Annotated in this window: 17 protein-coding genes; 14 read left to right on the forward strand and 3 right to left on the reverse strand. The window is 55.3% G+C overall.

The genetic code is table 11. The features are described from left to right. Nucleotides 1-158: 158 nt before the first annotated feature. The 7 genes from HMPREF1487_RS20205 to HMPREF1487_RS20235 are packed head-to-tail and all read left to right on the forward strand — an operon-like array spanning nt 159 to nt 9,582. The gene (locus HMPREF1487_RS20205; protein ID WP_010798580.1) at nt 159-3,905 is read left to right on the forward strand and encodes a nitrate reductase subunit alpha; all 3,747 of its coding nucleotides are present in this window, start codon (nt 159-161) and stop codon (nt 3,903-3,905) included. Continuing rightward, entirely contained in the window at nt 3,902-5,434 is a 1,533-nt protein-coding gene (narH, locus tag HMPREF1487_RS20210; protein ID WP_010798581.1) for a nitrate reductase subunit beta, read from the forward strand. Before HMPREF1487_RS20205 ends, narH begins: the two co-directional genes overlap by 4 nt. Before the next feature lie 4 nt (nt 5,435-5,438). Further along, nucleotides 5,439-6,146 carry a nitrate reductase molybdenum cofactor assembly chaperone gene (narJ, locus tag HMPREF1487_RS20215; RefSeq protein WP_010798582.1) on the forward strand — a complete coding sequence of 236 codons (708 nt, stop codon included), beginning with the start codon at nt 5,439-5,441 and terminating at the stop codon, nt 6,144-6,146. A gap of 11 nt (nt 6,147-6,157) precedes the next feature. Next, nucleotides 6,158-6,862 carry a respiratory nitrate reductase subunit gamma gene (gene narI / locus HMPREF1487_RS20220; protein WP_010798583.1) on the forward strand — a complete coding sequence of 235 codons (705 nt, stop codon included), beginning with the start codon at nt 6,158-6,160 and terminating at the stop codon, nt 6,860-6,862. Beyond that, the gene (locus tag HMPREF1487_RS20225; protein ID WP_010798584.1) at nt 6,859-7,416 is read left to right on the forward strand and encodes a fused DSP-PTPase phosphatase/NAD kinase-like protein; all 558 of its coding nucleotides are present in this window, start codon (nt 6,859-6,861) and stop codon (nt 7,414-7,416) included. Before narI ends, HMPREF1487_RS20225 begins: the two co-directional genes overlap by 4 nt. Before the next feature lie 4 nt (nt 7,417-7,420). Beyond that, on the forward strand, nt 7,421-8,305 hold the full coding sequence (locus tag HMPREF1487_RS20230) for a peptidylprolyl isomerase (RefSeq protein WP_083603261.1): 885 nt from the start codon (nt 7,421-7,423) through the stop codon (nt 8,303-8,305). Nucleotides 8,306-8,364: 59 nt separating this feature from the next. Continuing rightward, nucleotides 8,365-9,582: an MFS transporter gene (locus tag HMPREF1487_RS20235; protein ID WP_084213918.1), complete on the forward strand. Its 1,218-nt coding sequence runs from the start codon at nt 8,365-8,367 to the stop codon at nt 9,580-9,582. 164 nt (nt 9,583-9,746) lie between these two features. On the opposite strand, the gene HMPREF1487_RS20240 is transcribed toward HMPREF1487_RS20235, so the two are convergent. Beyond that, nucleotides 9,747-11,951 carry an OsmC domain/YcaO domain-containing protein gene (locus HMPREF1487_RS20240; RefSeq protein ID WP_010798587.1) on the reverse strand — a complete coding sequence of 735 codons (2,205 nt, stop codon included), beginning with the start codon at nt 11,949-11,951 and terminating at the stop codon, nt 9,747-9,749. Nucleotides 11,952-12,367: 416 nt separating this feature from the next. On the opposite strand from HMPREF1487_RS20240, the gene HMPREF1487_RS20245 reads away from it, so the two are divergent. The 6 genes from HMPREF1487_RS20245 (at nt 12,368) to HMPREF1487_RS20265 (ending at nt 17,942) form a co-directional block, all read left to right on the forward strand. Beyond that, complete coding sequence (locus tag HMPREF1487_RS20245; protein WP_010798588.1) at nt 12,368-14,113, forward strand: glycoside hydrolase family 5 protein; 1,746 nt, start codon at nt 12,368-12,370, stop codon at nt 14,111-14,113. Nucleotides 14,114-14,311: 198 nt separating this feature from the next. Next, entirely contained in the window at nt 14,312-14,434 is a 123-nt protein-coding gene (locus tag HMPREF1487_RS28035) for a hypothetical protein (RefSeq protein ID WP_256205735.1), read from the forward strand. Between the two features lie 630 nt (nt 14,435-15,064). Continuing rightward, complete coding sequence (locus HMPREF1487_RS20250) at nt 15,065-15,313, forward strand: hypothetical protein (protein WP_010798589.1); 249 nt, start codon at nt 15,065-15,067, stop codon at nt 15,311-15,313. 162 nt (nt 15,314-15,475) lie between these two features. Continuing rightward, entirely contained in the window at nt 15,476-15,991 is a 516-nt protein-coding gene (locus HMPREF1487_RS20255) for a cupin domain-containing protein (protein ID WP_010798590.1), read from the forward strand. A 429-nt stretch (nt 15,992-16,420) separates the two neighbouring features. Next, the gene (locus HMPREF1487_RS20260) at nt 16,421-17,611 is read left to right on the forward strand and encodes a GAF domain-containing sensor histidine kinase (protein WP_010798592.1); all 1,191 of its coding nucleotides are present in this window, start codon (nt 16,421-16,423) and stop codon (nt 17,609-17,611) included. A gap of 94 nt (nt 17,612-17,705) precedes the next feature. Continuing rightward, nucleotides 17,706-17,942, forward strand: a complete 237-nt coding sequence (locus tag HMPREF1487_RS20265; RefSeq protein WP_010798593.1) for a hypothetical protein — start codon at nt 17,706-17,708, stop codon at nt 17,940-17,942. A 47-nt stretch (nt 17,943-17,989) separates the two neighbouring features. Here HMPREF1487_RS20265 and HMPREF1487_RS20270 read toward each other — a convergent pair whose 3' ends face one another. Further along, nucleotides 17,990-18,601 carry an NAD(P)-dependent oxidoreductase gene (locus HMPREF1487_RS20270; protein WP_010798594.1) on the reverse strand — a complete coding sequence of 204 codons (612 nt, stop codon included), beginning with the start codon at nt 18,599-18,601 and terminating at the stop codon, nt 17,990-17,992. Nucleotides 18,602-18,712: 111 nt separating this feature from the next. Here HMPREF1487_RS20270 and HMPREF1487_RS20275 point away from each other — a divergent pair, with 111 nt between their 5' ends. Continuing rightward, on the forward strand, nt 18,713-19,087 hold the full coding sequence (locus HMPREF1487_RS20275; RefSeq protein WP_010798595.1) for a winged helix-turn-helix transcriptional regulator: 375 nt from the start codon (nt 18,713-18,715) through the stop codon (nt 19,085-19,087). 18 nt (nt 19,088-19,105) lie between these two features. Here HMPREF1487_RS20275 and HMPREF1487_RS20280 read toward each other — a convergent pair whose 3' ends face one another. Beyond that, a complete protein-coding gene (locus tag HMPREF1487_RS20280; protein ID WP_051370256.1) occupies nt 19,106-20,155 on the reverse strand; it encodes a DUF1615 domain-containing protein in 1,050 nt (349 codons plus the stop codon). Nucleotides 20,156-20,319: the final 164 nt, after the last annotated feature.

The following is a 20,319-nucleotide window of genomic DNA, read 5'->3' on the forward strand; positions in this document are numbered from 1 at the left end:
CGTATCTATCTTCCAACGTCCTCAAGTACATGCTCGCCACAAAACGTGCCAACTTGCTTCGCTCGACCAATACCGCTTATCGGAATTAAACACTCCTATTCGCGAAGCAAAATAGTCGTTGCTAGGCTCGAAAGGACCGAGACAAGGGAGCCGACGTTTTGAGCCAGTTCGTTGATCGACTACTGTTCTTCAAAAAGTACAAGGGATCTTTCTCGGAAGGTCATGGAGTAACCACTGACGAAAATCGCGCCTGGGAGGATAATTATCGGTCCCGCTGGCAAAGCGAGAAGATCGTACGATCTACCCATGGCGTCAATTGCACAGGCAGCTGTAGCTGGAAGATCTATGTCAAAAATGGATTGGTGACCTGGGAAACTCAGCAGACCGACTACCCGCGGACCCGTCCTGATCTTCCCAACCATGAGCCGCGTGGCTGTCCCCGTGGCGCCAGTTATTCCTGGTATCTCTACAGCAGCAACCGCATCAAATATCCGATGGTACGCGGTCGCCTTCTTGCGCTTTGGCGCGAAGCACGCAAGACGCTTTCCCCTGTTCAGGCCTGGGAATCCATCCAGAGCGATGCTGCCAAACGGCGGAGTTACCAGGAAGTGCGGGGCTTGGGTGGCTTCGTACGAGTGGATTGGGATGAGATCAACGAACTTATCGCCGCTGCCAACATTCACACAATCAAGGCCTGGGGGCCTGATCGGGTGGTCGGGTTTTCACCGATTCCCGCCATGTCGATGATCAGCTATGCGGCCGGCACACGCTACCTCAGCCTGATCGGAGGCACGTGCCTGTCCTTTTACGACTGGTACTGCGACTTGCCACCCTCATCACCTCAGACCTTTGGCGAGCAGACAGACGTTCCGGAAAGTGCAGACTGGTACAACTCTGGCTATCTGCTGCTCTGGGGCTCCAATGTGTCCATGACACGGACGCCCGATGCTCACTTCTACACCGAAGCCCGGTATCGCGGGGCCAAAAGTGTGGTGATCGCGCCAGACTTCATCGAGGTGGCCCGCTTCGCCGACTTGTGGCTACATCCCAAGCAGGGCACCGACGCGGCCCTTGCCCTGGCCATGTGTCATGTAATCCTCAAGGAGTTCTTCGTCGACCGGCAAGTGCCTTACTTCCAGGAATACGTCCGTCAATACTCCGACTTGCCCTTCCTGATTGTGCTCGAACGTCATCCCGAAGGGCTCGTTGCTGGCCGCATGCTTCGTGCCGCCGACTTTGCCGATAACCTCGGCCAGGACAACAATCCCGACTGGAAACCCGTTGTGATTGACGAAACGACCGATGCTATCGTAGCGCCACAGGGCAGCGCCGGGTTCCGCTGGGGTCAGAAAGGCAAGTGGAATCTGGAACCCAAGGATGGCGCCAGCGGAGCAGAGATCTCCCCGCGCCTAACGCTGCTAGGCGAGGCGACTGCAACCGTTGCTTTCCCCTACTTTGGCAGCGAAGGCAAGTTTGGTCTTACTGACCATGCCCCTATTCAGAAACGCCGGATACCTGTACGTCGTGTGACGCTCAAGGACGGACGCGAGGTCGAAATCACGACTGTGTTCGACCTGATGCTTGGCAGCTATGGCGTCAGTCGCGGACTGGGCGAGGACGGCGCAAGCAGTTTTGACGAAAATATTCCAGGAACGCCCGCCTGGCAGGAGTCGATCACAGGCGTTCCGCGGGGTCGTTGCATTGCCGTAGCTCGTGGTTTTGCAGCCAATGCCGAAGCGACCCAAGGACGTTCCATGGTGATCCTCGGTGCGGGCTTGAACCACTGGTACAACATGGACATGACCTACCGCGGCATCATGTCGATGCTCATCCTGTGTGGTTGCGTAGGGAAGTCCGGAGGCGGCTGGGCGCATTACGTCGGGCAGGAAAAGCTGCGGCCTCAAGCCGGCTGGCTGCCGGTCGCGTTTGCGACAGACTGGTCGCGTCCCCCACGACAGATGAACGGGACGAGTTTTTTCTATGCCCACACTGATCAGTGGCGCTATGAGCGTATGGAGTTACGCGAGCAGATCTCGCCACTGGCAGATCCCACGGCGTGGTCTGGAACCATGCTCGACTGCAATGTTCGAGCCGAGCGCATGGGGTGGCTGCCCAGTGCGCCGCAGCTCAAGACCAATCCCTTGCATGTGGCGCGTGCCGCACGCGCTTCAGGCCAAGACCCGGCTGCGTACGTGGCCGACGCCCTTCATGCAGGCTCCCTGCAAATGGCCTGCGAAGATCCAGACGCGCCCGAGAATTGGCCACGCAACCTGTTCGTCTGGCGCTCCAATCTGCTCGGCGCTAGCGGCAAAGGTCATGAGTATTTTCTGAAACACCTGTTAGGTGCACGCAACAATGTACTTAACGAGGAAAGCGATCAGCGGCCCGAAGAAGTGGTTTACCGAGAGCAGGCTCCAGAGGGCAAGCTAGACCTGTTGGTTACCATCGATTTTCGCATGAATACTACCACGCTCTTCAGCGATGTGGTCCTGCCAACTGCCACCTGGTACGAAAAGGCTGACCTCAACACCTCCGACATGCATCCTTTTATCCATCCACTGCAAGCCGCGGTGGACCCGGTTTGGGGCGCACGCACGGATTGGGCCATTTTTCGAGAACTGGCGAATACGTTCCAGCGGCTTGCGCCTGGTCAACTGGGCGTTGAGGAAGACGTAGTGCTGACCCCAACCCTGAAAGACACGCCATCCGAACTGTCCCAGCCCTATGGAGGGCAAGACTGGAAGCATGGAGGACCGGCTGGCATTCCAGGGCGCACCATGCCTGCTGTTACCCTGGTTACCCGCGACTATCCCGCGACTTACGACCGCTTTGTCAGCGTGGGTCCCCTGCTTGAGGAACGCGGGAACGGTACCAAGGGCATGGTGTGGGATACGAAGGCGGAGGTGGCACACTTGCGTGACGTCAATCTACCTGACCCCGGCGCAAACAATCGCCCACGCATGCGGTCGGATCTCGACGCGATCGAAACGGTGCTGGCGCTGGCACCCGAAACCAACGGACAGGTAGCCTATAAAGCCTGGCAGGTCCTCTCGGAGGTAACCGGCCGTGATCACACTCACCTGATTGAACGACGTGCCGGTGAAAAGATCGAGTTCCGTGATATCGCCGCCCAGCCCCGCCCCATCCTGACATCGCCGGTCTGGTCGGGCATCGAAAGCCATGAGATCTCCTACAACGCTGGCTGGACGAACGTGCACGAGCTGATCCCATGGCGAACACTAACCGGACGCCAACAGCTCTATCAGGATCACCCCTGGATGCGGGATTTTGGCGAAGGCTTCGCCACGTATCGCCCTCCGATCGATACGCGCTCGGCGTCTCTTGAGCTAGCTCAGGCGCATGACAACGGCAATCCGCCGCTTGCTCTCAACCTCCTCACACCTCACCAGAAATGGGGCATCCACAGTACCTATACCGAAAATCTGATCATGCTGACCTTGGCGCGGGGTGGGCCAATCGTCTGGATCAGCGAGCGTGATGCCGCCAAGGCAGACATTGAAGATAACGACTGGATTGAGGCGTTCAACCGTAATGGTGCACTGGTCGCACGTGCGGTCGTCAGCCAACGCATACCTGAAGGGGCCGCGTTCATGTATCACGCGGCCGAGCGTACGGCGAATGTGCCGGGCAGCGAGGTCACGCAGAATCGCGGCGGTATACACAACTCCGTCACCCGTGTTGTGCTTAAGCCCACACATATGATTGGCGGCTACGCCCAGCTGTCCTGGGGATTCAACTATTACGGCACCGTTGGATCGAACCGGGACGAATTTATCGTGCTGCGCAAGATGAGAAACGTCGACTGGCGCGACCGACCGCTGTCCGAAAAGATCGCCGTGATGAAAACCGAAGAGGAATCTCGCGTGGAAGGGCAGCGGACATGAAAGTCAGGGCGCAGATCGGCAAGGTTCTCAATCTCGACAAATGCATTGGTTGCCACACCTGCAGCGTGACCTGTAAACAGGTCTGGACGACCCGCCAGGGAATCGAATACGCCTGGTGGAACAACGTAGAAAGCAAACCGGGCATTGGCTTTCCTAAAGACTGGGAGAACCAGGAGCGCTGGCGCGGCGGTTGGGTGCTTGGCAAGGGCGGTGAACTGCGACCGAAGACTGGCGGCAAATGGCGGATTCTGTCCAAGATATTTGCCAATCCGGAGTTGCCGGAAATCGATGATTACTACGAGCCGTTCGATTACGAATATTCCTACATTCATGGCGTAGGTGAAAGCGAGGCTGCCCCAACGACTCAGCCGGTTTCGATTGTGACTGGCGAGCGGATGGAAAAGGTCAGCTGGGGGCCCAATTGGGAAGAGTCACTCGGTACCGAGTTTCACAAACGCTCGCAAGACTACAACTTCAAGGAAGTCGAGAAAGCGATCTATGGAGAGTTTGAAAACAGCTTTCTGATGTTTCTCCCTCGTCTATGTGAGCATTGCCTGAACCCTACTTGCGTTGCCGCGTGCCCGTCAGGGGCTATTTATAAGCGCGAAGAAGATGGCATTGTCCTGATCGATCAGGAGAAGTGCCGCGGCTGGCGCATGTGCGTAACCGGGTGCCCTTATAAGAAGGTTTATTACAACTGGCATACGGGCAAGTCCGAGAAGTGCATCTTCTGCTATCCGCGCATCGAGAGCGGTCAGCCGACCGTGTGTTCGGAAACCTGCGTAGGCCGTATTCGCTACCTGGGCGTGATGCTATACGACGCCGACAGGATTCTTGAGGTTGCCTCTCAGGCCAATGTTCAGGATTGCTATCAGGCGCAGCTGGACATCTTTCTTGATCCGCACGACCCGGCTGTAATCGAGCAGGCTCGCAAAGACGGCGTGTCGGATAACTGGATCGAGGCGGCCCAGCGCTCGCCCGTTTATAAAATGGCCTGTGAGTGGAAGGTGGCCTTCCCGCTTCACCCTGAATACCGAACCGTTCCGATGGTCTGGTACATCCCTCCCCTGTCGCCGATTCAGGAGGCGGCCGATGCAGGCGCCCTGGCTACCCTTGAAGGCATCCCGGATGTAGACAGCCTGCGTATCCCGGTCCGCTACCTGGCTAACCTGCTGACGGCGGGAAAAGAGGAGCCCATCCGCGACACGCTACGCAAGCTGCTGGCGCTGAGAGCCTACATGCGTCGGCGCAATATCGAAGGGATTGTCGATACCACCATGCTCGATGCGGTCGGTCTGACAGAGCGACAGGCCGAAGAGATGTACCGCGTAATGGCAATCGCCAACTACGAGGACCGGTTCGTGATCCCGACCTCGCATAAGGAAGTGGCCGAAAATGCTTACGACCAGCGCGGCATTGCCGGCTTCCATTTCGGGCAGATGACTTCCGAAGGGAACAGCCGTTTCATGCTGTGGGGCCAGGACACCCGCAAGACCCGGGGTGAGCGCTTCCCTCTCGACAGGAAGTAACGTGATGATAACGTGCAAGGCACTTGCCGGACTGTTGCTTTACCCCGACCAGGCCCTCATGGAGGCCCTGCCGGATATTCGATATATCCTGAATGACTCACCGCTACCCGTCACACAGCGTGACCAGGTCATCGCCTTTTGCGACCATCTGGCAGCGACTGACCCTATACAGGCGCAAGGGAACTATGTGTCGCTGTTTGATGGCGGCTCACGCTCCCTCTCGCTCTATCTATTCGGTCATGTGCACGGTGACTCACGGGACCGGGGCCAGGCCATGGCCAACCTCGTCGAAGACTATCGGGCCGTTGGGCTAGAGCTGTCAGGCGATGAGTTGCCCGATTTTCTACCGGTCTTTCTGGAATACGTTTCGTGTCATGCACCCTCCGACGCCGCCGTCCTGCTCGGTGAGATTGTAGAGATCGTTGCGCTTCTGGCCAGTCGTCTCGAGAAACGCGAAACACCGTATGCTGCAGTGCTGCGCGCTATCGAGGCATTAGGTTCACGGCCAGCTGACGCCGAGGTAGTCGCCTCCAGGCTGGCCGAGGGAGAACAGGAAGATACCCCTGAGGCACTGGATGCCCGCTACGAAGAAGCACCTGTCAGCTTTATGGAGCCCGTAGCTGCCGATAGTGCCTGCTCGAACGCAGCCGCCCTGGTTGCACAGTTCGAACGCGATGTGCAGGTTTCACCCATCCGTCTCATAGAACGCTAGAGGTATGCCGCATGAATTGGCTCAACCAGTTCCTGTTCGGGTTTTACCCGTACCTGTGCATGATCTGTTTTTTTCTGGGCAGTTGGGCACGATTTGACCGCAGCCAATTCTCCTGGCGAAGTCAGTCAAGCCAGTTTTTGAGACGTCGCCAGTTGGTTTGGGGCAGTAATCTTTTTCACATCAGCATTCTGGGCCTTTTTGTCGGGCATACTGCGGGGTTACTTACGCCGCCTGAGGTCTACCATGCCCTCGGCCTGACCGTGAAAGCCAAGCAGATCCTGGCTATCGTGACGGGTGGTGCGCTCGCCGCCCTCGGCGTAGTGGGCGGAATTTTGTTGATACATAGGCGCCTGACGGATGCCCGCATTCGCCAGACCAGCAAGCCGACCGATATTTTCATCCTGCTCTTCATCTTCTTCCAACTCTGCCTCGGGATCAGCACGCTGCCCGAATCGTCGCAAAATCTGGACGGCACCTACATGCTGGTGCTTGCCGAGTGGTCTCGCAGCATTCTCTTGTTCCGCCCGGGCTCGGCGCAGCTGGTGGCCGACGTGCCTTGGGTCTATAAGCTGCATCTGGTTTGCGGTATGACGCTGTTCCTTCTTGTGCCTTTTACCCGGCTCGTCCATGTCTGGTCTGCGCCTGTCTGGTACCTGGGCCGCCCTGGATGGCAGATCGTTCGCAAGAACGCCAACATTTCCAAGGAGGGCGTATGACGCCTTTCCAGCGAATGCTCTGGCTGTTATCCGGTGTTCTGTTCATGGAGGCAGCCCTGGCAGCAGGCGCTGCCGATGATGTAGCGCCGCAGCCGGGGATCGCGCCATTCGGGGATCAGATTGCCGAGCAGCGTCTGCCGCTGTACCACCGTGTTGCGCCGCTTGTGGCTATCGCTGGTCCGATTGAGGACGAGGGTGTGGTTGAAGCCAAGCGCGTAGGTTTCGCCATGATTGTGGATCTGAGGCCAGCGGAAGAAATCGCATCCGAAAAACAACATGCGGAATTCGCACGCATCCGCTACGCCAACCTTCCCGTTCAGGACCTGCCGACACAGGAGCAGGTCAAGCAGTTTTCGGACTTGCTGGCCGATCGCAGTAACCTACCGCTGTTACTGCACGGAGGTACCACCGACCAGCCCGGTGCCATGTGGGCCTTGTACAGGGCCTCGCTCGGCGTTCCGCCCAACATTGCGCTGGACGACGGCATAACAGCCGGACTACAGCAGAGCACTTCTGCTGTCCGTACCCGGCTCGACGAACATAAAAAAAAGTAGGGACATGACAATGATCACCGTTGACGGTATTGCCATTACTGATGACCTACTTTCGCTGGAGGCCCAACTGCAGGACGCCGATGACCCAGCCGCTGCCTGGGAACAGGCCGCACGCGCACTCGTCGTTCGAGAGCTGCTTTTGGCCGAGGCTACACGGCACGGTATCACCGGTCAGGATGCTGAGCCCGGTGAGGAGGCCGACGAGGCCGCCATCAGGCGTCTGCTCGAAACTGAGCTGAAGCTTCCAGAGCCAACCGAGACAGAGCTGGAGCGCTGGTACCAGCACAACCTTGATCGTTTGAAGCGTCCTGACCGTTGGCAGGTCCAGCACTTGCTGATCGCAGCGAACCCCGGTGATGAACGCGCCATTGGGGCGGCACGGGAAAAGGCAGAAACGATGCTTGCAGAAGTGCTTGATGACCCGACAGCACTGACCGTGTTGGCGGCCCGCTTCTCTGACTGTCCTTCAAGAACGCAGGGCGGCGATCTGGGATTGATTGAGCGTGGAAGCACAGTGCCGGAATTCGAAACCCACCTTGCCGGACTGGCAGCAGGTGAGGTATGCCCCACAGTTGTTCAAAGCCGGTTCGGCCTGCATATCATCCGTGTGCTGGCTTGTCATAAAGGACGGGTACCGCCACTGCAGGCAGTACGCCCGCGAATTATCGCCTTTTTGCAGGAAACCAGTTGGCGGCAGGCCGTGCAGGGCTATATCGCCTCACTGGCCGCACGCGCCAGCATCAAGGGCTTCGACCTTTTTGCAGGCGAGAGCGCCCCTGCTCGACCCTCAGCGTGGCCGGCGGGATCATCGTGCACCGCCGCGGGCGCTTCCGCTGGCCACGCCCCGAACCGAGATCCCGTGATCATTCCCGCGAGGAACTGCTCTTGAAAACCGGATCGGCAGCAATCGCATCCTCAAACAGCACACAGTCCTTGCGTGTGCTCGTGATGAGCACCTTGGCATTTCTGATCTCCTTTGCCGTCTGGATGATGTTTGGCGTGATCGGCATCCCCATTCAGACCTCCCTAGGGCTCAGTGCATCTGAGTTCGGCCTGCTTACCGCCACGCCAGTCCTGACCGGCGCCATTTTCCGGTTGCCGCTGGGTATCTGGACAGACCGCTTCGGTGGTCGAACAGTGATGACCTTGCTGCTTCTGACGTGCACCGTTCCCCTCTGGCTAGCCTCCTACGCAAACCAGCTCTGGCAATTCCTGTTGTTGGGGCTGGCACTTGGGCTTGTGGGAGCCTCATTCTCGGTTGGAACGCCCTACGTGGCTCGCTTTTTTCCCAGCGAGCGCAAAGGATTTGCGATGGGGGTATTCGGAGCAGGTACCACTGGCGCCGCCATCAACATGTTCCTGGCGCCCGCCCTTGTTGCCCGCTACGGCTGGGAGAGCGTGCCGCGTGTGTATGCCGTGGCGCTTCTCGTGACGGCGGTTCTGTTCTGGATAATTGCCGCACCGGATACCAGAGCCCCTGGACGCTCCGTTCCGGTTAGACAGCAGCTGGCTGTTCTGCGGGATGGGCGCGTCTGGAAATATTGTCAGTATTATTCCGTTGTATTCGGGGGCTTCACAGCGCTCTCGATCTGGATGCCACAGTATTACCTGAACGAGTACGGTCTCTCGATTGCTCAGGCTTCACTGCTGGCAGCCTGCTTCTCCCTTCCTGGAGGTGCCCTTCGAGCGCTCGGCGGCTTGCTGTCAGACCGGCTTGGTGCCCATGCTGTAACGTGGTGGGTATTGTGGATCGCGTGGATCAGTCTATTTCTACTTTCCTATCCGCAAACCGATTTTACTGTTCAAACTATCCGGGGACCGATGAACTTTCATCTTGGCCTTCCGGTTTGGGGAGCAACAGCACTGCTGTTTATTCTAGGTATCGCTTTTGCCTGCGGCATGGCTTCTACCTTCAAGTACATCGGCGATGATTTTCCACAAAACATGGGCATCGTTTCAGGCATCGTCGGCATGGCGGGAGGACTGGGAGGGTTCCTGTTGCCTATCCTGTTTGGCACACTGCTCGACTTCCTGGGTATCAACTCAAGCTGCTTCATGCTGCTCTACGGCATCGTGTGGGTGTCGCTGATCCTGATCTACATCACCGAAGTACGACGATCACCTCCATTGGGTACCTCCTCTAAAGAGCAGACCCATCATTCGTAGCCGGGCAAAGGGCAGTTCTCCTCTGCCCCAACGCAGTAACAGGTCCGTCTTGCGAGTGCGCCTGATTACTCAAATAGCAGGTAATCAGGCGATTGCACTGCTGGCATCCGCCAGGTGTATAGTCGCTGGGAGCGACCCTAGCCACTACGCGCCTTCAATGACAGCTAATGGGCAGAAGCAGCGGCCCTGGCACGTGCCGTATGCAGTTTCTTATAGCTGTCGATCAGTCGCAGGTGTCTATCCAGCCCCTCCAGCTTCATGCTGGTGGGCGTCAGGCCAAAGAAGCGGATGCTTCCATCCACTGAGCCCAGCACTGCATCCATGCGCTGATTGCCAAACATCCTGCGGAAGTTGACTTCATAGTCGGCCAGCTCCAGCTCCTCGTCCAGCGATACCTCAAGTACTGCATTCAAAGCCTGATAGAACAGGCCACGCTCAACGGTATTGTCGTTGAACTGCAGGAAGGCACCGACCAGTTCATGCGCTTCCTCGAACTGCTTCAGTGCCAGATAGATCAGCAACTTCAATTCAAGAATCGTGAGCTGTCCCCAAACCGTGTTGTCATCAAATTCGATGCCGATCAGGGTAGTGATGTCGGTGTAATCATCCAGCTCGCAGTTTTCCAGGCGCTCAACCAATGCTTCCAGAGCGGCGTCATCCAGACGGTGCAGATTCAGAATATCAGCGCGAAAGGACAGCGCCTTGTTGGTGTTATCCCAGATCAGATCCTCTACCGGATAAATCTCCGAATAGCCCGGCACCAGGATACGGCAAGCCGTTGCCTCCAGGTCCTCATATACCGCCATGTACACTTCCTTACCCATATCCTCGAGGATACCGAACAGCGTCGCGGCTTCCTCAGCATTGGCATTTTCACCCTCGGCTGAAAAATCCCATTCGACAAATTCGAAATCCGCCTTGGCACTGAAGAAACGCCACGACACTACACCGCTGGAATCAATGAAATGCTCAACGAAGTTGTTCGGCTCGGTCACGGCCTGGCTTTCAAACGTAGGCTGAGGAAGATCATTGAGACCTTCGAAGCTGCGCCCTTGAAGCAGTTCTGTGAGGCTGCGCTCAAGCGCTACCTCCAAGCTTGGATGCGCGCCAAACGAGGCGAATACGCCGCCGGTACGTGGATTCATCAAGGTGACGCACATCACCGGGAATTCACCTCCGAGCGATGCATCCTTTACCAATACCGGGAAGCCCTGCTCTTCCAGTCCTTGGATGCCAGCCAGAATAGCCGGGTATTTTGCCAGCACGTCCTGCGGTACGTCAGGCAGGGCAAGTTCCCTTTCCAGGATTTCACGCTTCACCGCGCGCTCGAAAATTTCCGACAGACATTGCACCTGCGCTTCAGCCAGCGTGTTACCAGCACTCATGCCATTGCTCAGGTACAGGTTTTCGATCAGATTGGACGGGAAATACACCACCTCGCCGTCCGACTGACGTACAAAGGGCAGCGAACAGATGCCGCGCTCGACGTTGCCGGAGTTGGTGTCATACAGATGCGAGCCGCGTAGCTCCCCATCAGGGTTGTAGATTTCCCGGCAGTATGCATCGAGAATTTCAGATGGCAATGCATCCTTACGGCCTGGCTTGAACCACCGTTCGTTCGGGTAATGCACGAACTCTGCATTGGCAATGTCTTCACCCCAGAACTGATCGTTGCAGAAGAAGTTACAGTTCAGACGCTCGATAAACTCGCCCAAGGCTGACGCCAACGCGGCTTCCTTGGTGGCCCCCTTGCCATTGGTAAAGCACATCGGAGAATGAGCGTCGCGTATATGCAGCGACCACACGTTGGGAACGATATTTCGCCATGAAGCGATTTCAATCTTCATGCCCAGGTCGGCCAGAATCCCCGACATGTTGGCAATAGTCTGCTCAAGCGGCAGATCCTTGCCTGCAATAAAGGTGTTCGTGTCAGAGGCCATGCTCGGTATCAGCAGCGCCTGAGCATCGGCATCCAGGTTGTCCACTTCCTCAATGACAAATTCCGGGCCGGTTTGCACCACCTTCTTTACCGTACAACGGTCGATGGAGCGCAAAATGCCCTGGCGGTCCTTGTCAGAGATATCTGCCGGCAACTCGACCTGAATCTTGAAAATCTGCTGATAACGGTTTTCAGGATCAACAATATTGTTCTGCGAAAGACGAATGTTGTCGGTAGGGATGTTGCGTGTCTGGCAATACAGCTTCACGAAATACGCAGCACATAACGCTGATGAAGCCAGGAAATAATCAAAAGGCCCAGGCGCCGAACCGTCCCCCTTGTAGCGGATAGGCTGATCGGCTATGACCGTGAAGTCATCGAACTTAGCCTCAAGCCGAAGGTTATCGAGAAAATTGACCTTGATTTCCATGCAAAACTACCGAAACGTGAATAAGCGAATTGGCTGCCATTATCCCGCATCTCGACAAGAAGTTTTTGCTTTTGGACGAAAGCGCCAGAATGGTCTCGCCTGAAAGCCAGATTTCTGACTGCCCAAGGGGTCCCTTCTTGACCAGGCACTGCCTACTCGACCTGAAAAATCAAACCCGATAAACGGTCTTCCTGCTGAAAGCATTGCGCCATCAAGTATTTAGCAAAGCTATCAGGACTTTAATCCTAAATGTTTCCTTATATGTAAAGGTTTTGGCACGTCACTTGTAATCAAGGGCACAAGCGTCAGGATGCGCCTCTTGGTATCTCCTAGTACCAAGACCTCATTACTTTTTATTTAGGGCAGCCCCCTCGTATTCATGGACGCGAGACCTAGCCCATCACTAGCAGAGCAGTATGGTGATTATGAGCACGTCCATTCATTTTTCTAAGCGATTCTTCAAGAGCCTGCCCCTTCTCGTGGGTCTTACCTTTGGCTCGGTAGCCGCCCAAGCCGAACCGGTCGATCTGGTTAGTCTGAACCTGTCCGGTGCGGGATTTGCTCCCCATGTTCTACCTGGAATCAATGGCACCAACTATATTTTTCCGGTGGAATCCTACTTCCAGCAGTGGAGCGCCAGGGGTATCAAGACATTCCGCTTCCCCATCATCTGGGAGCGCCTGCAACCCAAGCTGGGCGGTCCTCTTGATCCTACCTATGTAGCCCTGATAGACCGCACCTTTGGTTATGCGCAAAAGCACAACATCAAGATCATTCTGGACCTGCATAACTATGCACGCTATCGCGGCCAGGTGATTGGGACCAGTGGCGTTCCGTATGCGCGCTACCAGGAGATCATGACCAAGATTGCCCAGCAGTGGAGTAATCAACCCGCCCTGTACGCCTACGACATCATGAACGAGCCCAACGGGGCCCTGGCCTACTGGGCGACCGCTGCGCAATACGGTATCAACGGTGTGCGCGCCGTAGACAAGACCCGCCCGATCATTGTGGAAGGTAACGGCTGGTCGAGCGCTACGCGCTGGGCGGAGTGGAATGATCCCTTGCTGAACCTGAAGGATCCGTCCAACAACATCATTTTCTCGGCGCACTCGTATTTCGATGAGAACGCCGGTGGCAGCTATGGTGACGTAGACGTCAACAAGCTGGACGTGATGTATGGCGTGAATCGGGTCAAGCCGTTCGTAGAGTGGCTGAAGAAGCATGGTCAGCGTGGCTATATTGGTGAGTTCGGCGTACCGGATAACAACCCGCGCTGGAACATCCTGATGGACAACATGCTGGCCTACCTGAAAGAGAATTGCGTACCGGCATCCTACTGGGCGGCAGGTCCGGGCTGGGGCAATTATTTCATGTCGGTTGAGCCGGTAAATGGGCAGGATCGCCCGCAGTGGCCGACGCTCAAGAAATACATGGATAACACCAGCTGTACGGAAATAGGCCCGAAGAAGGCAGGCGCCTCCACGACGCCAACGCCATCCACTCCGTCTGTGGGTACAACTCCGGTTGCGACCACACCGTCTACGGGTACTGGCTCTTCCACAGCACCGTCGACTTCGGTACCACCGGCAGCAACTCCAATAACCACCACACCTGTTGCTGGAGTAGACGGTGCAGTTAGTAGTGTAATCAACAACTTTACTAACGCCGATTGGCTCAATGGTGTTTATCGCAAGAAAGCCGGTTTCTCGATCCCTGCTACGGCCGCTAATAAGGCTGCCTTCATAGTAGGTGCTTCGGTGCGACTTGCTAACGGAGAGGTCAGAAAGATCTCTGCTGTCCAGATCGGTACCAATATGGCGGTGTACCTGGACGGCGCTCCGGTAAATGGATCGATCGTAGGCTATCCTAATAAGCTGGCGTTGGTATCGGCAGTACTCGCCACAAGCCCGATCAATGACTTTACCAATGCTGACTGGCTCAACGGTGTGTACCGCAAGAAGGCTGGCTTCTCGATTCCTGGCACCTCAACCAACCAGGCGGCATTCAAGGTAGGAAAATCTGTACGCCTTGCCAATGGCGAGGTTCGCAAGATTACCTATGTCCAGGCAGGTAAAAACCTTGGGGTTTATCTCGAGGGCGCTCCGGTAAATGGATCGACCGTAGGTTATCCCAAGACATTGGCGGCGCTAGCCAACTAATCGGAGCTATGCCTCCAGAGCCTCTTTCGCCAAGAGGCTCTGGAACTTAATCGTTGTCCTGCATAGCAATTGATTCGGTTCATCATAAGTCCTTGAAACATAATGAAAGCATTTATAAGCGTAATAATCAGGCATCCTTGTAGTTACTGTCTTTAAATGAACCAACACGTTCATAAATACAGCTAGGTGAACCTACTATTGAATGCTTTTATAGAATGGCTGCTGAGTAAACCCGAGCGCACCAGTGATTGGGACTGGTTAGGTGATCTGGAAGCACGTAGCGCTGAAGATGAGCGTGACGATACTGACGTGGAGTTTTAAGCGTATGAGGCGTTATCGGTATGCTTCATTTTCTGTAGTTTGCCGTGTTAAAAGCCTTTATCCGCTTAATATAACGTTAGCCACCTCTTCCCCATGATGCGATTCGTGAGAGGAAAGCTGCCTCAAGCTTAAAGCTTCTGCTTTATCGGATAACGCCCTTTTCTTTTCGACTGATAAGGTTTGATATACAGAGAAGCCTTATCCTTACAACCGAACACCCGCCTTGCCACGGAATGAAAACCAAGCGCTCTTTACTAGCAAGCTTTCAACGGCAACTGGCTAAGAACTGGAAGGAGCGGAGCATACTTTTGCAGGGTCAGTAACTCAGGGACAGCGGGCAGCACGAAGCCCTGCATGCTCCAGCAAACCTCGTTATCATTGCTTCCGCTCCAATAACTCATCTCACTTGACCACTCTTCATCAGGCGAAGCCAACTTCCTTTGTTAAGATCTCTCCTTCTTCAGATCACGCCGGTTTTCTGACGGGCCCAGCATCAAGCGTATCAATCACCGTTGTAATTGGCGCCTATCGGCCATAAGTGATCGTTCGGAGGATGATGCTCGGAAAAGCATCGTTGCAATGCTATTAAAGTAGCCAGGCAAGCAATCAGACTTGCCAGGTAGTTGGACTATGGAAACGAGTGATCGCCCCGTGAAACCTGACAATGTGGTTCATGAGTACACGTCTGCATTAGTACTGGGCATTCGCTTCGTCTGTGTATTGGCGCTGTCTGCAATGATTGCCGGTAAGCTTTCCAGGCTTATGGGTACTGACAATGTTGTTGTTTATTTCCTGGTGTTTATTGCGCTGGTCGTGCTGTTGAACAAGATTCTGGAAAGCCTGTTTGCGCGCCGCAAGTTGGTGCCGGAAGAGGAATGAGATTTACATTACTGCTTCCTATACGATCGGCACCATTGATCGCTGACGCGGTTAGCTATCGCACTTCATGGTATCGCTTGCACAAAGGAGCAAAAACGGAATCCGTCATCGCTCTATGATTGTCTATGCTGCATAACCAGACGCCCCACGGATCTCGCAGCCATGACAACAATTCCCTCCAACAAGGCAGCCGTACTGGCTCAAGCGCTTATTCGCAACCTGAACAATGCGTCGCTGACGCATGAAACCTACGGCCCTTTGTTTGAAAGTCAGAGCGGCAGCCTTTCTGAAGGAACAGCCGCACAAAAGCTTGGTTTTTCGCTGGATATCGTTCCGCCAGGCAAGCGCTCATGTCCCTATCATTTTCACCATGCTCAGGAGGAGGCATTTCTCATTCTGGAGGGCACGGGTACGTTGCGGGTAGCAGGCGAGCATGTGCCGATACAGGCCGGCGATGTGCTTTTTATTCCCGCCGGCCCTGACTATCCACATCAGATCATCAATACGTCTCACGCTGAGTTGAAATACCTGTCAATCAGCACGAAAGAGTCGCCCGAAGTCGTGGAGTATCCAGATTCGGGTAAGTACCTTGCGACTGCCAGTGCCAAGGGAATCAAGGCGTTTCGCGCCCTACAGAGGACCGAGGCCAACTTGGACTATTGGGAAGGTGAAATCTGAACACGGCTGTGTTCTGGAGGCCTCTCTATGCCCGAGGTTATGTCGTTAGAGAGGCATTGCTTGCTGCCGTGACCTGTATGGGCGTGCGCTTTTTCCATTTCCAGCCAGCAGCCATCCTGCTACAGGCACGGTCGTTATAGAACGCCGTTCTGCTGATACGGCAGCGCTTCACGCTCAACAGCGTCCTACTGTGTAAGCCTCCGGGCACGCCTAAGCCAGGGATGTGTCATGCAGGCGGCTCTTGAGCCATCCGAGGGTAAAAGACGGCAATGGCAAGCGACTTTGAAAGTCGTCTCCCTGGCCAGGAGTCTCACCTGTGTAAACTGTATACGTCCAAAGGTTGTCAACGAAACGATAATCGCGTTCACTACCCTGATCTATCGTCAGGGGCAGCCGTGAAGTACGCCTCGCTTCAAGGTATAACTCATAATGCGTACACTCGCGAATGATCTTTCCATCATCGCTAGAATCAGTGCTGTTGGTGTTATTCTCAAGGTCATATCTGAAAGCACCCTTCTTCGTTTTGTCGCAATCGCACGGGTAACTGAAGATTCCTGGACAACCTGTGCCGTATTGGACCTGATCGGCTTTGGGCTCAAGGTAGGCGATCCTCTGGATGTCACCACAACACTGTGCCGCGAAGTCCATGCAAGCCAGGACTCGATCCTGATCAATAACGCCAGTGCAGATACGCGCTACTGCAGCCACCCAACCCCCAAGCAGTATGGTTTTGAAAGTTATATCTCGGTTCCCATCTTCCGGCGCGATGGCAGTTTCTTCGGCACGTTGTGCGCACTGGATCCAGAGCCCGCGAATCTGGACGAGACGAAAACCTTGGCAATGATGAGTTCGTTTACTCATCTGCTTTCGCTGGAAATAGAAACCCAGGAAAACCTTATCGAAACCGAAAGCAAGCTGCTTGATGAAAAGCTGACGGCCAAATCCCGAGAGCATTTTCTTGCCTTGGTTGGCCATGATCTGCGCAATCCACTGTTCTCCATTTGTGCGGGTGCACAGCGGCTGCTGAAAACACCGCGCGAGGATCAGGAGCGCTCGCTGGTCGAACTGATCCACGCTTCTGCCCAGCGAGCCCTACGAATGGTGGAAGACATCTTTGATTTCTCCAGAGGACAGCTGGGTAACGGCATCCCGCTAGCCAAGGAGGAGCGCGGCAACCTGGAACTGCACCTTCGGCAGGTCGTCAATGAGCTACAGGCAACCTACCCTGATCGCTGCATTGAAAGCGCGGTAAATACATTGGGGACGGTCTATTGCGATTGCGACCGCCTGGCGCAGCTTCTGTCGAACCTGACAGCCAACGCCATTCAGCACGGCAATCCGCAGAGCCCTATTCTGATCCGTGCAGAGGTGGAGAATGGTTTACTGACGCTATCCGTCCACAACGATGGCGAGCCTCTTTCTGAAAACATCCTGTCTGGCCTGTTCCAACCGTATTGGCGGGCCAGCCGAACGACGCTTCAGACCAACCTGCAACAGGGGCTGGGTATCGGGCTGTACATCGTCAATGAAATTGCCCGCTCCCATGGTGGCCATATGAAGGTAAATTCCAACCGAGACAGCGGGACGGTATTCACCCTCACCATGCCAGTAAATCGCTAGCAAGCAAGCGCTCTAGCATCGCCTTTCGAGCTGAATGGTAGGAACATCGGCGGTGCTGTACCTGTCGAAGTGAAAACAACGACAGAATGGTTTTATGACAGTGAACGCCTTGAAATACCGCCTTGCCTCGCTCGATCCACCGGTCAAGTACACACTTGAGAGTCGCGGCGATGTATTTGTCATTACGCTCATCGACCCGCGAACGCCTGCCAAGGTTGAGCGGAGCCTGCTTAATCGTCATGCCGCGAATCAGGAACTCATGAACACCATCATTGAAGATGCCATCCATGAGCTCCGTCGCAAAAGTTCTGCCGTTGCACGGGATCTATAAGCGCAACCGCTTACAAGCAAGCGAACGGTAACGATTCTGTCCTCGTTTTAGTACCCAACGGTAAACCGGTTGCGGAGATGCCTGCCTTGCTCCAGTTCGTCAACCATGGCGATTGCATAATCTTCGAATGAAATGTGGCTCCGTCCCTTCTGATCTACCAGTAGGCTGTCTTCACCCAGTCGAAACGTCCCAGTGCGTGGCCCATGTACGAATTCGGCCGAGGGCGAAAGGAATGTCCAGTCAAGCGCTGGCTCCCTTTGTAATCGCTCGAGAAAGAGCGCACCCGCCGAAGCCTCTGGCTTGTATTCCGCTGGGAAATCAGGCGTATCGATTACTCTGACTCCGGGTGCCACCTCAAGGCTTCCCGCGCCACCCACTACCAGATAACGTCTGATCCCAGCCTTTTTTACCGCTGAGATAAGAGTTTCCGGGTTGCTGCTGGTAAACATGACGGCACTGATAACGGCGTCATGACCCTTTAGGACACCCGTCAATTCAGCTTCGTTATTCGCATCGACCGCTACCGGTAGTACGCCTGCTGCCTTTTTTATACGAGAGGCATTTCTGGCAATTGCAGTCACTTGATGCCCTCGCTTCATCAACTCATCCTGAATGCACGAGCCGGCATTTCCTGACGCGCCAATTAATGCAACCTTCATGTATAGTCCCCTTCCGTTAGTTAGTAACTTTCGGAAACCACGTTAATTGACGCGGTACGTTCCGACAAGAACGCACTTTTTTCTCACTTGGTTACCCTGAGGTGACTGCCAATGAATCAAGCGGCTCTGGCACCCGACACATTTAGCGCTGACTGTCCAACCCGACGGATACTGGATCGAATTGCAGATAAGTGGACGGTGCTGATACTTGATCTTCTGCTGGAAAGTCCCCTAAGGTTCAATGAGCTATTGCGCCGAATCGGCGGGCTTTCCCAGAAGATGTTATCGCAGACGTTGAAAACGCTCGAGCGGGACGGTCTGGTCTTGCGTACGGCATTTCCCACCGTTCCGGTCACCGTGGAATACCGTATCACCGAGCTGGGCGTTACCCTCGCCGAGACGCTCAAGCCACTTCGGTTGTGGGCAGAGGCGAATATGGAGGCGATCGATCAGGCCCAACTGCGCTACGACAGCACGCCTCGGTAAACCAAGGCATGCTGCACGTTACTTTGCACGCGCCAGACAGCGCTGGTAGCGCTCCTCGACACGCTTGGCAAACCAGGCGGTGGTTAGTTTGCGGGTAATCTTGGGGCTTTCGAGCGTAATGCCTGGCAATATGGCCCGAGGTAGCGATTTACCCGCTTTCTTCTCAGCCAGCTCGAAAACGCGGGTGTACAATTTGGATTCCTCGAAATCGAGTGTTTCTCCTTTTTCAAGCGCACGTCGTATGGCCAGTTCACTCATGTCCAGTCGTTTGCCCAGCTTACGGACGGCCAGTTCGGTTGCACTCGGCTCCAGTGAGCCATAGCGGATCAGATCGCCGTCCAGCGCAAGAGAAACGCCTGTCAGACTGCTCACTGCCCGCTGAAACGCAGCATTACGGCTCGAATACCAACCGGCATTGTAATCGGCAAATCGGTAGATCTGTTGGGTGTAGCTGACCGGATAGCCAAGCAGGTGTGCCGTCCCGAAATAGACACCGCCGCGTCGGGTAAAGACCTCGTTACGAATCGATCCGTCAATCGTATAGGGATAACCTCTGGATTGGCGCTCAGCGAACGCTACGCTGACCTGCATCGGCCCGCCAGTTTCAACAGGGTTGAAGCTGCCAAAGAGTGTCTTGCCCAGCGGAACCATGCCAATGAAGTCATCAAAGATATCGCTCAGCTCTTTTTCGGTATGCGCCGCAGCAAGTCGCTCGTTATAGGTTTTGCCGTTGGGTGACCGTAGGCTTAATGCGGTACGGACCAGAAAGGCCGGTATATGCAACTTGCCGGCGCGGCGATCGATTTCCTTTTTCGCAATCGAGCCCATGCCTGGCACTCGAGGGTTTGCCTGAAACGTGGACTCCTGCTCAGTCACCGCCAATACGGAACAGATGTTTTCGGTCGTTGGAGGAATTTTTTGCGCATCGAACGCCATATAAATATCCCTGGCCCAGCCCTGGCGCTCAGACACACTACCAGGCATGAGCCTGACAATCCTGGCTTGTACTTCAGTTGGGCTGGGCGCAGTTACCTGCTGCGGAGAGTGTGTTCCACATCCTGCCAGCATCAATAGGGCTGTAAGTCCAAGAGCGTACCGGCCATAGCGTAAACCGCTATCCAGGCCCCTGGAAATGGAGTGGAATGATACAAGGAACGTGGCCACCGTGGGTGTGAGACGGAGGGTCTGCAAGGATTATGGTTCCCGTGTCGAGGTGAGATGCGTGTGAGACC

The sequence above is a fragment of the Pseudomonas sp. HPB0071 genome (genome assembly GCF_000478505.2).
GTDB lineage: Bacteria > Pseudomonadota > Gammaproteobacteria > Pseudomonadales > Pseudomonadaceae > Chryseomonas > Chryseomonas luteola.

Excerpts from the sequence above, each read along its gene's own strand:
- narH (WP_010798581.1), top strand. The coding sequence starts at position 3,902 with ATGAAAGTCAGGGCGCAGATCGGCAAGGTTCTCAATCTCGACAAATGC.
- narJ (WP_010798582.1), top strand. The coding sequence starts at position 5,439 with ATGATAACGTGCAAGGCACTTGCCGGACTGTTGCTTTACCCCGACCAG.
- narI (WP_010798583.1), top strand. The coding sequence starts at position 6,158 with ATGAATTGGCTCAACCAGTTCCTGTTCGGGTTTTACCCGTACCTGTGC.
- HMPREF1487_RS20225 (WP_010798584.1), top strand. The coding sequence starts at position 6,859 with ATGACGCCTTTCCAGCGAATGCTCTGGCTGTTATCCGGTGTTCTGTTC.
- HMPREF1487_RS20230 (WP_083603261.1), top strand. The coding sequence starts at position 7,421 with ATGACAATGATCACCGTTGACGGTATTGCCATTACTGATGACCTACTT.
- HMPREF1487_RS20235 (WP_084213918.1), top strand. The coding sequence starts at position 8,365 with ATGAGCACCTTGGCATTTCTGATCTCCTTTGCCGTCTGGATGATGTTT.
- HMPREF1487_RS20240 (WP_010798587.1), bottom strand. The coding sequence starts at position 11,951 with ATGGAAATCAAGGTCAATTTTCTCGATAACCTTCGGCTTGAGGCTAAG.
- HMPREF1487_RS20245 (WP_010798588.1), top strand. The coding sequence starts at position 12,368 with ATGGTGATTATGAGCACGTCCATTCATTTTTCTAAGCGATTCTTCAAG.
- HMPREF1487_RS20250 (WP_010798589.1), top strand. The coding sequence starts at position 15,065 with ATGGAAACGAGTGATCGCCCCGTGAAACCTGACAATGTGGTTCATGAG.
- HMPREF1487_RS20255 (WP_010798590.1), top strand. The coding sequence starts at position 15,476 with ATGACAACAATTCCCTCCAACAAGGCAGCCGTACTGGCTCAAGCGCTT.
- HMPREF1487_RS20260 (WP_010798592.1), top strand. The coding sequence starts at position 16,421 with ATGCGTACACTCGCGAATGATCTTTCCATCATCGCTAGAATCAGTGCT.
- HMPREF1487_RS20265 (WP_010798593.1), top strand. The coding sequence starts at position 17,706 with ATGACAGTGAACGCCTTGAAATACCGCCTTGCCTCGCTCGATCCACCG.
- HMPREF1487_RS20270 (WP_010798594.1), bottom strand. The coding sequence starts at position 18,601 with ATGAAGGTTGCATTAATTGGCGCGTCAGGAAATGCCGGCTCGTGCATT.
- HMPREF1487_RS20275 (WP_010798595.1), top strand. The coding sequence starts at position 18,713 with ATGAATCAAGCGGCTCTGGCACCCGACACATTTAGCGCTGACTGTCCA.
- HMPREF1487_RS20280 (WP_051370256.1), bottom strand. The coding sequence starts at position 20,155 with ATGCTGGCAGGATGTGGAACACACTCTCCGCAGCAGGTAACTGCGCCC.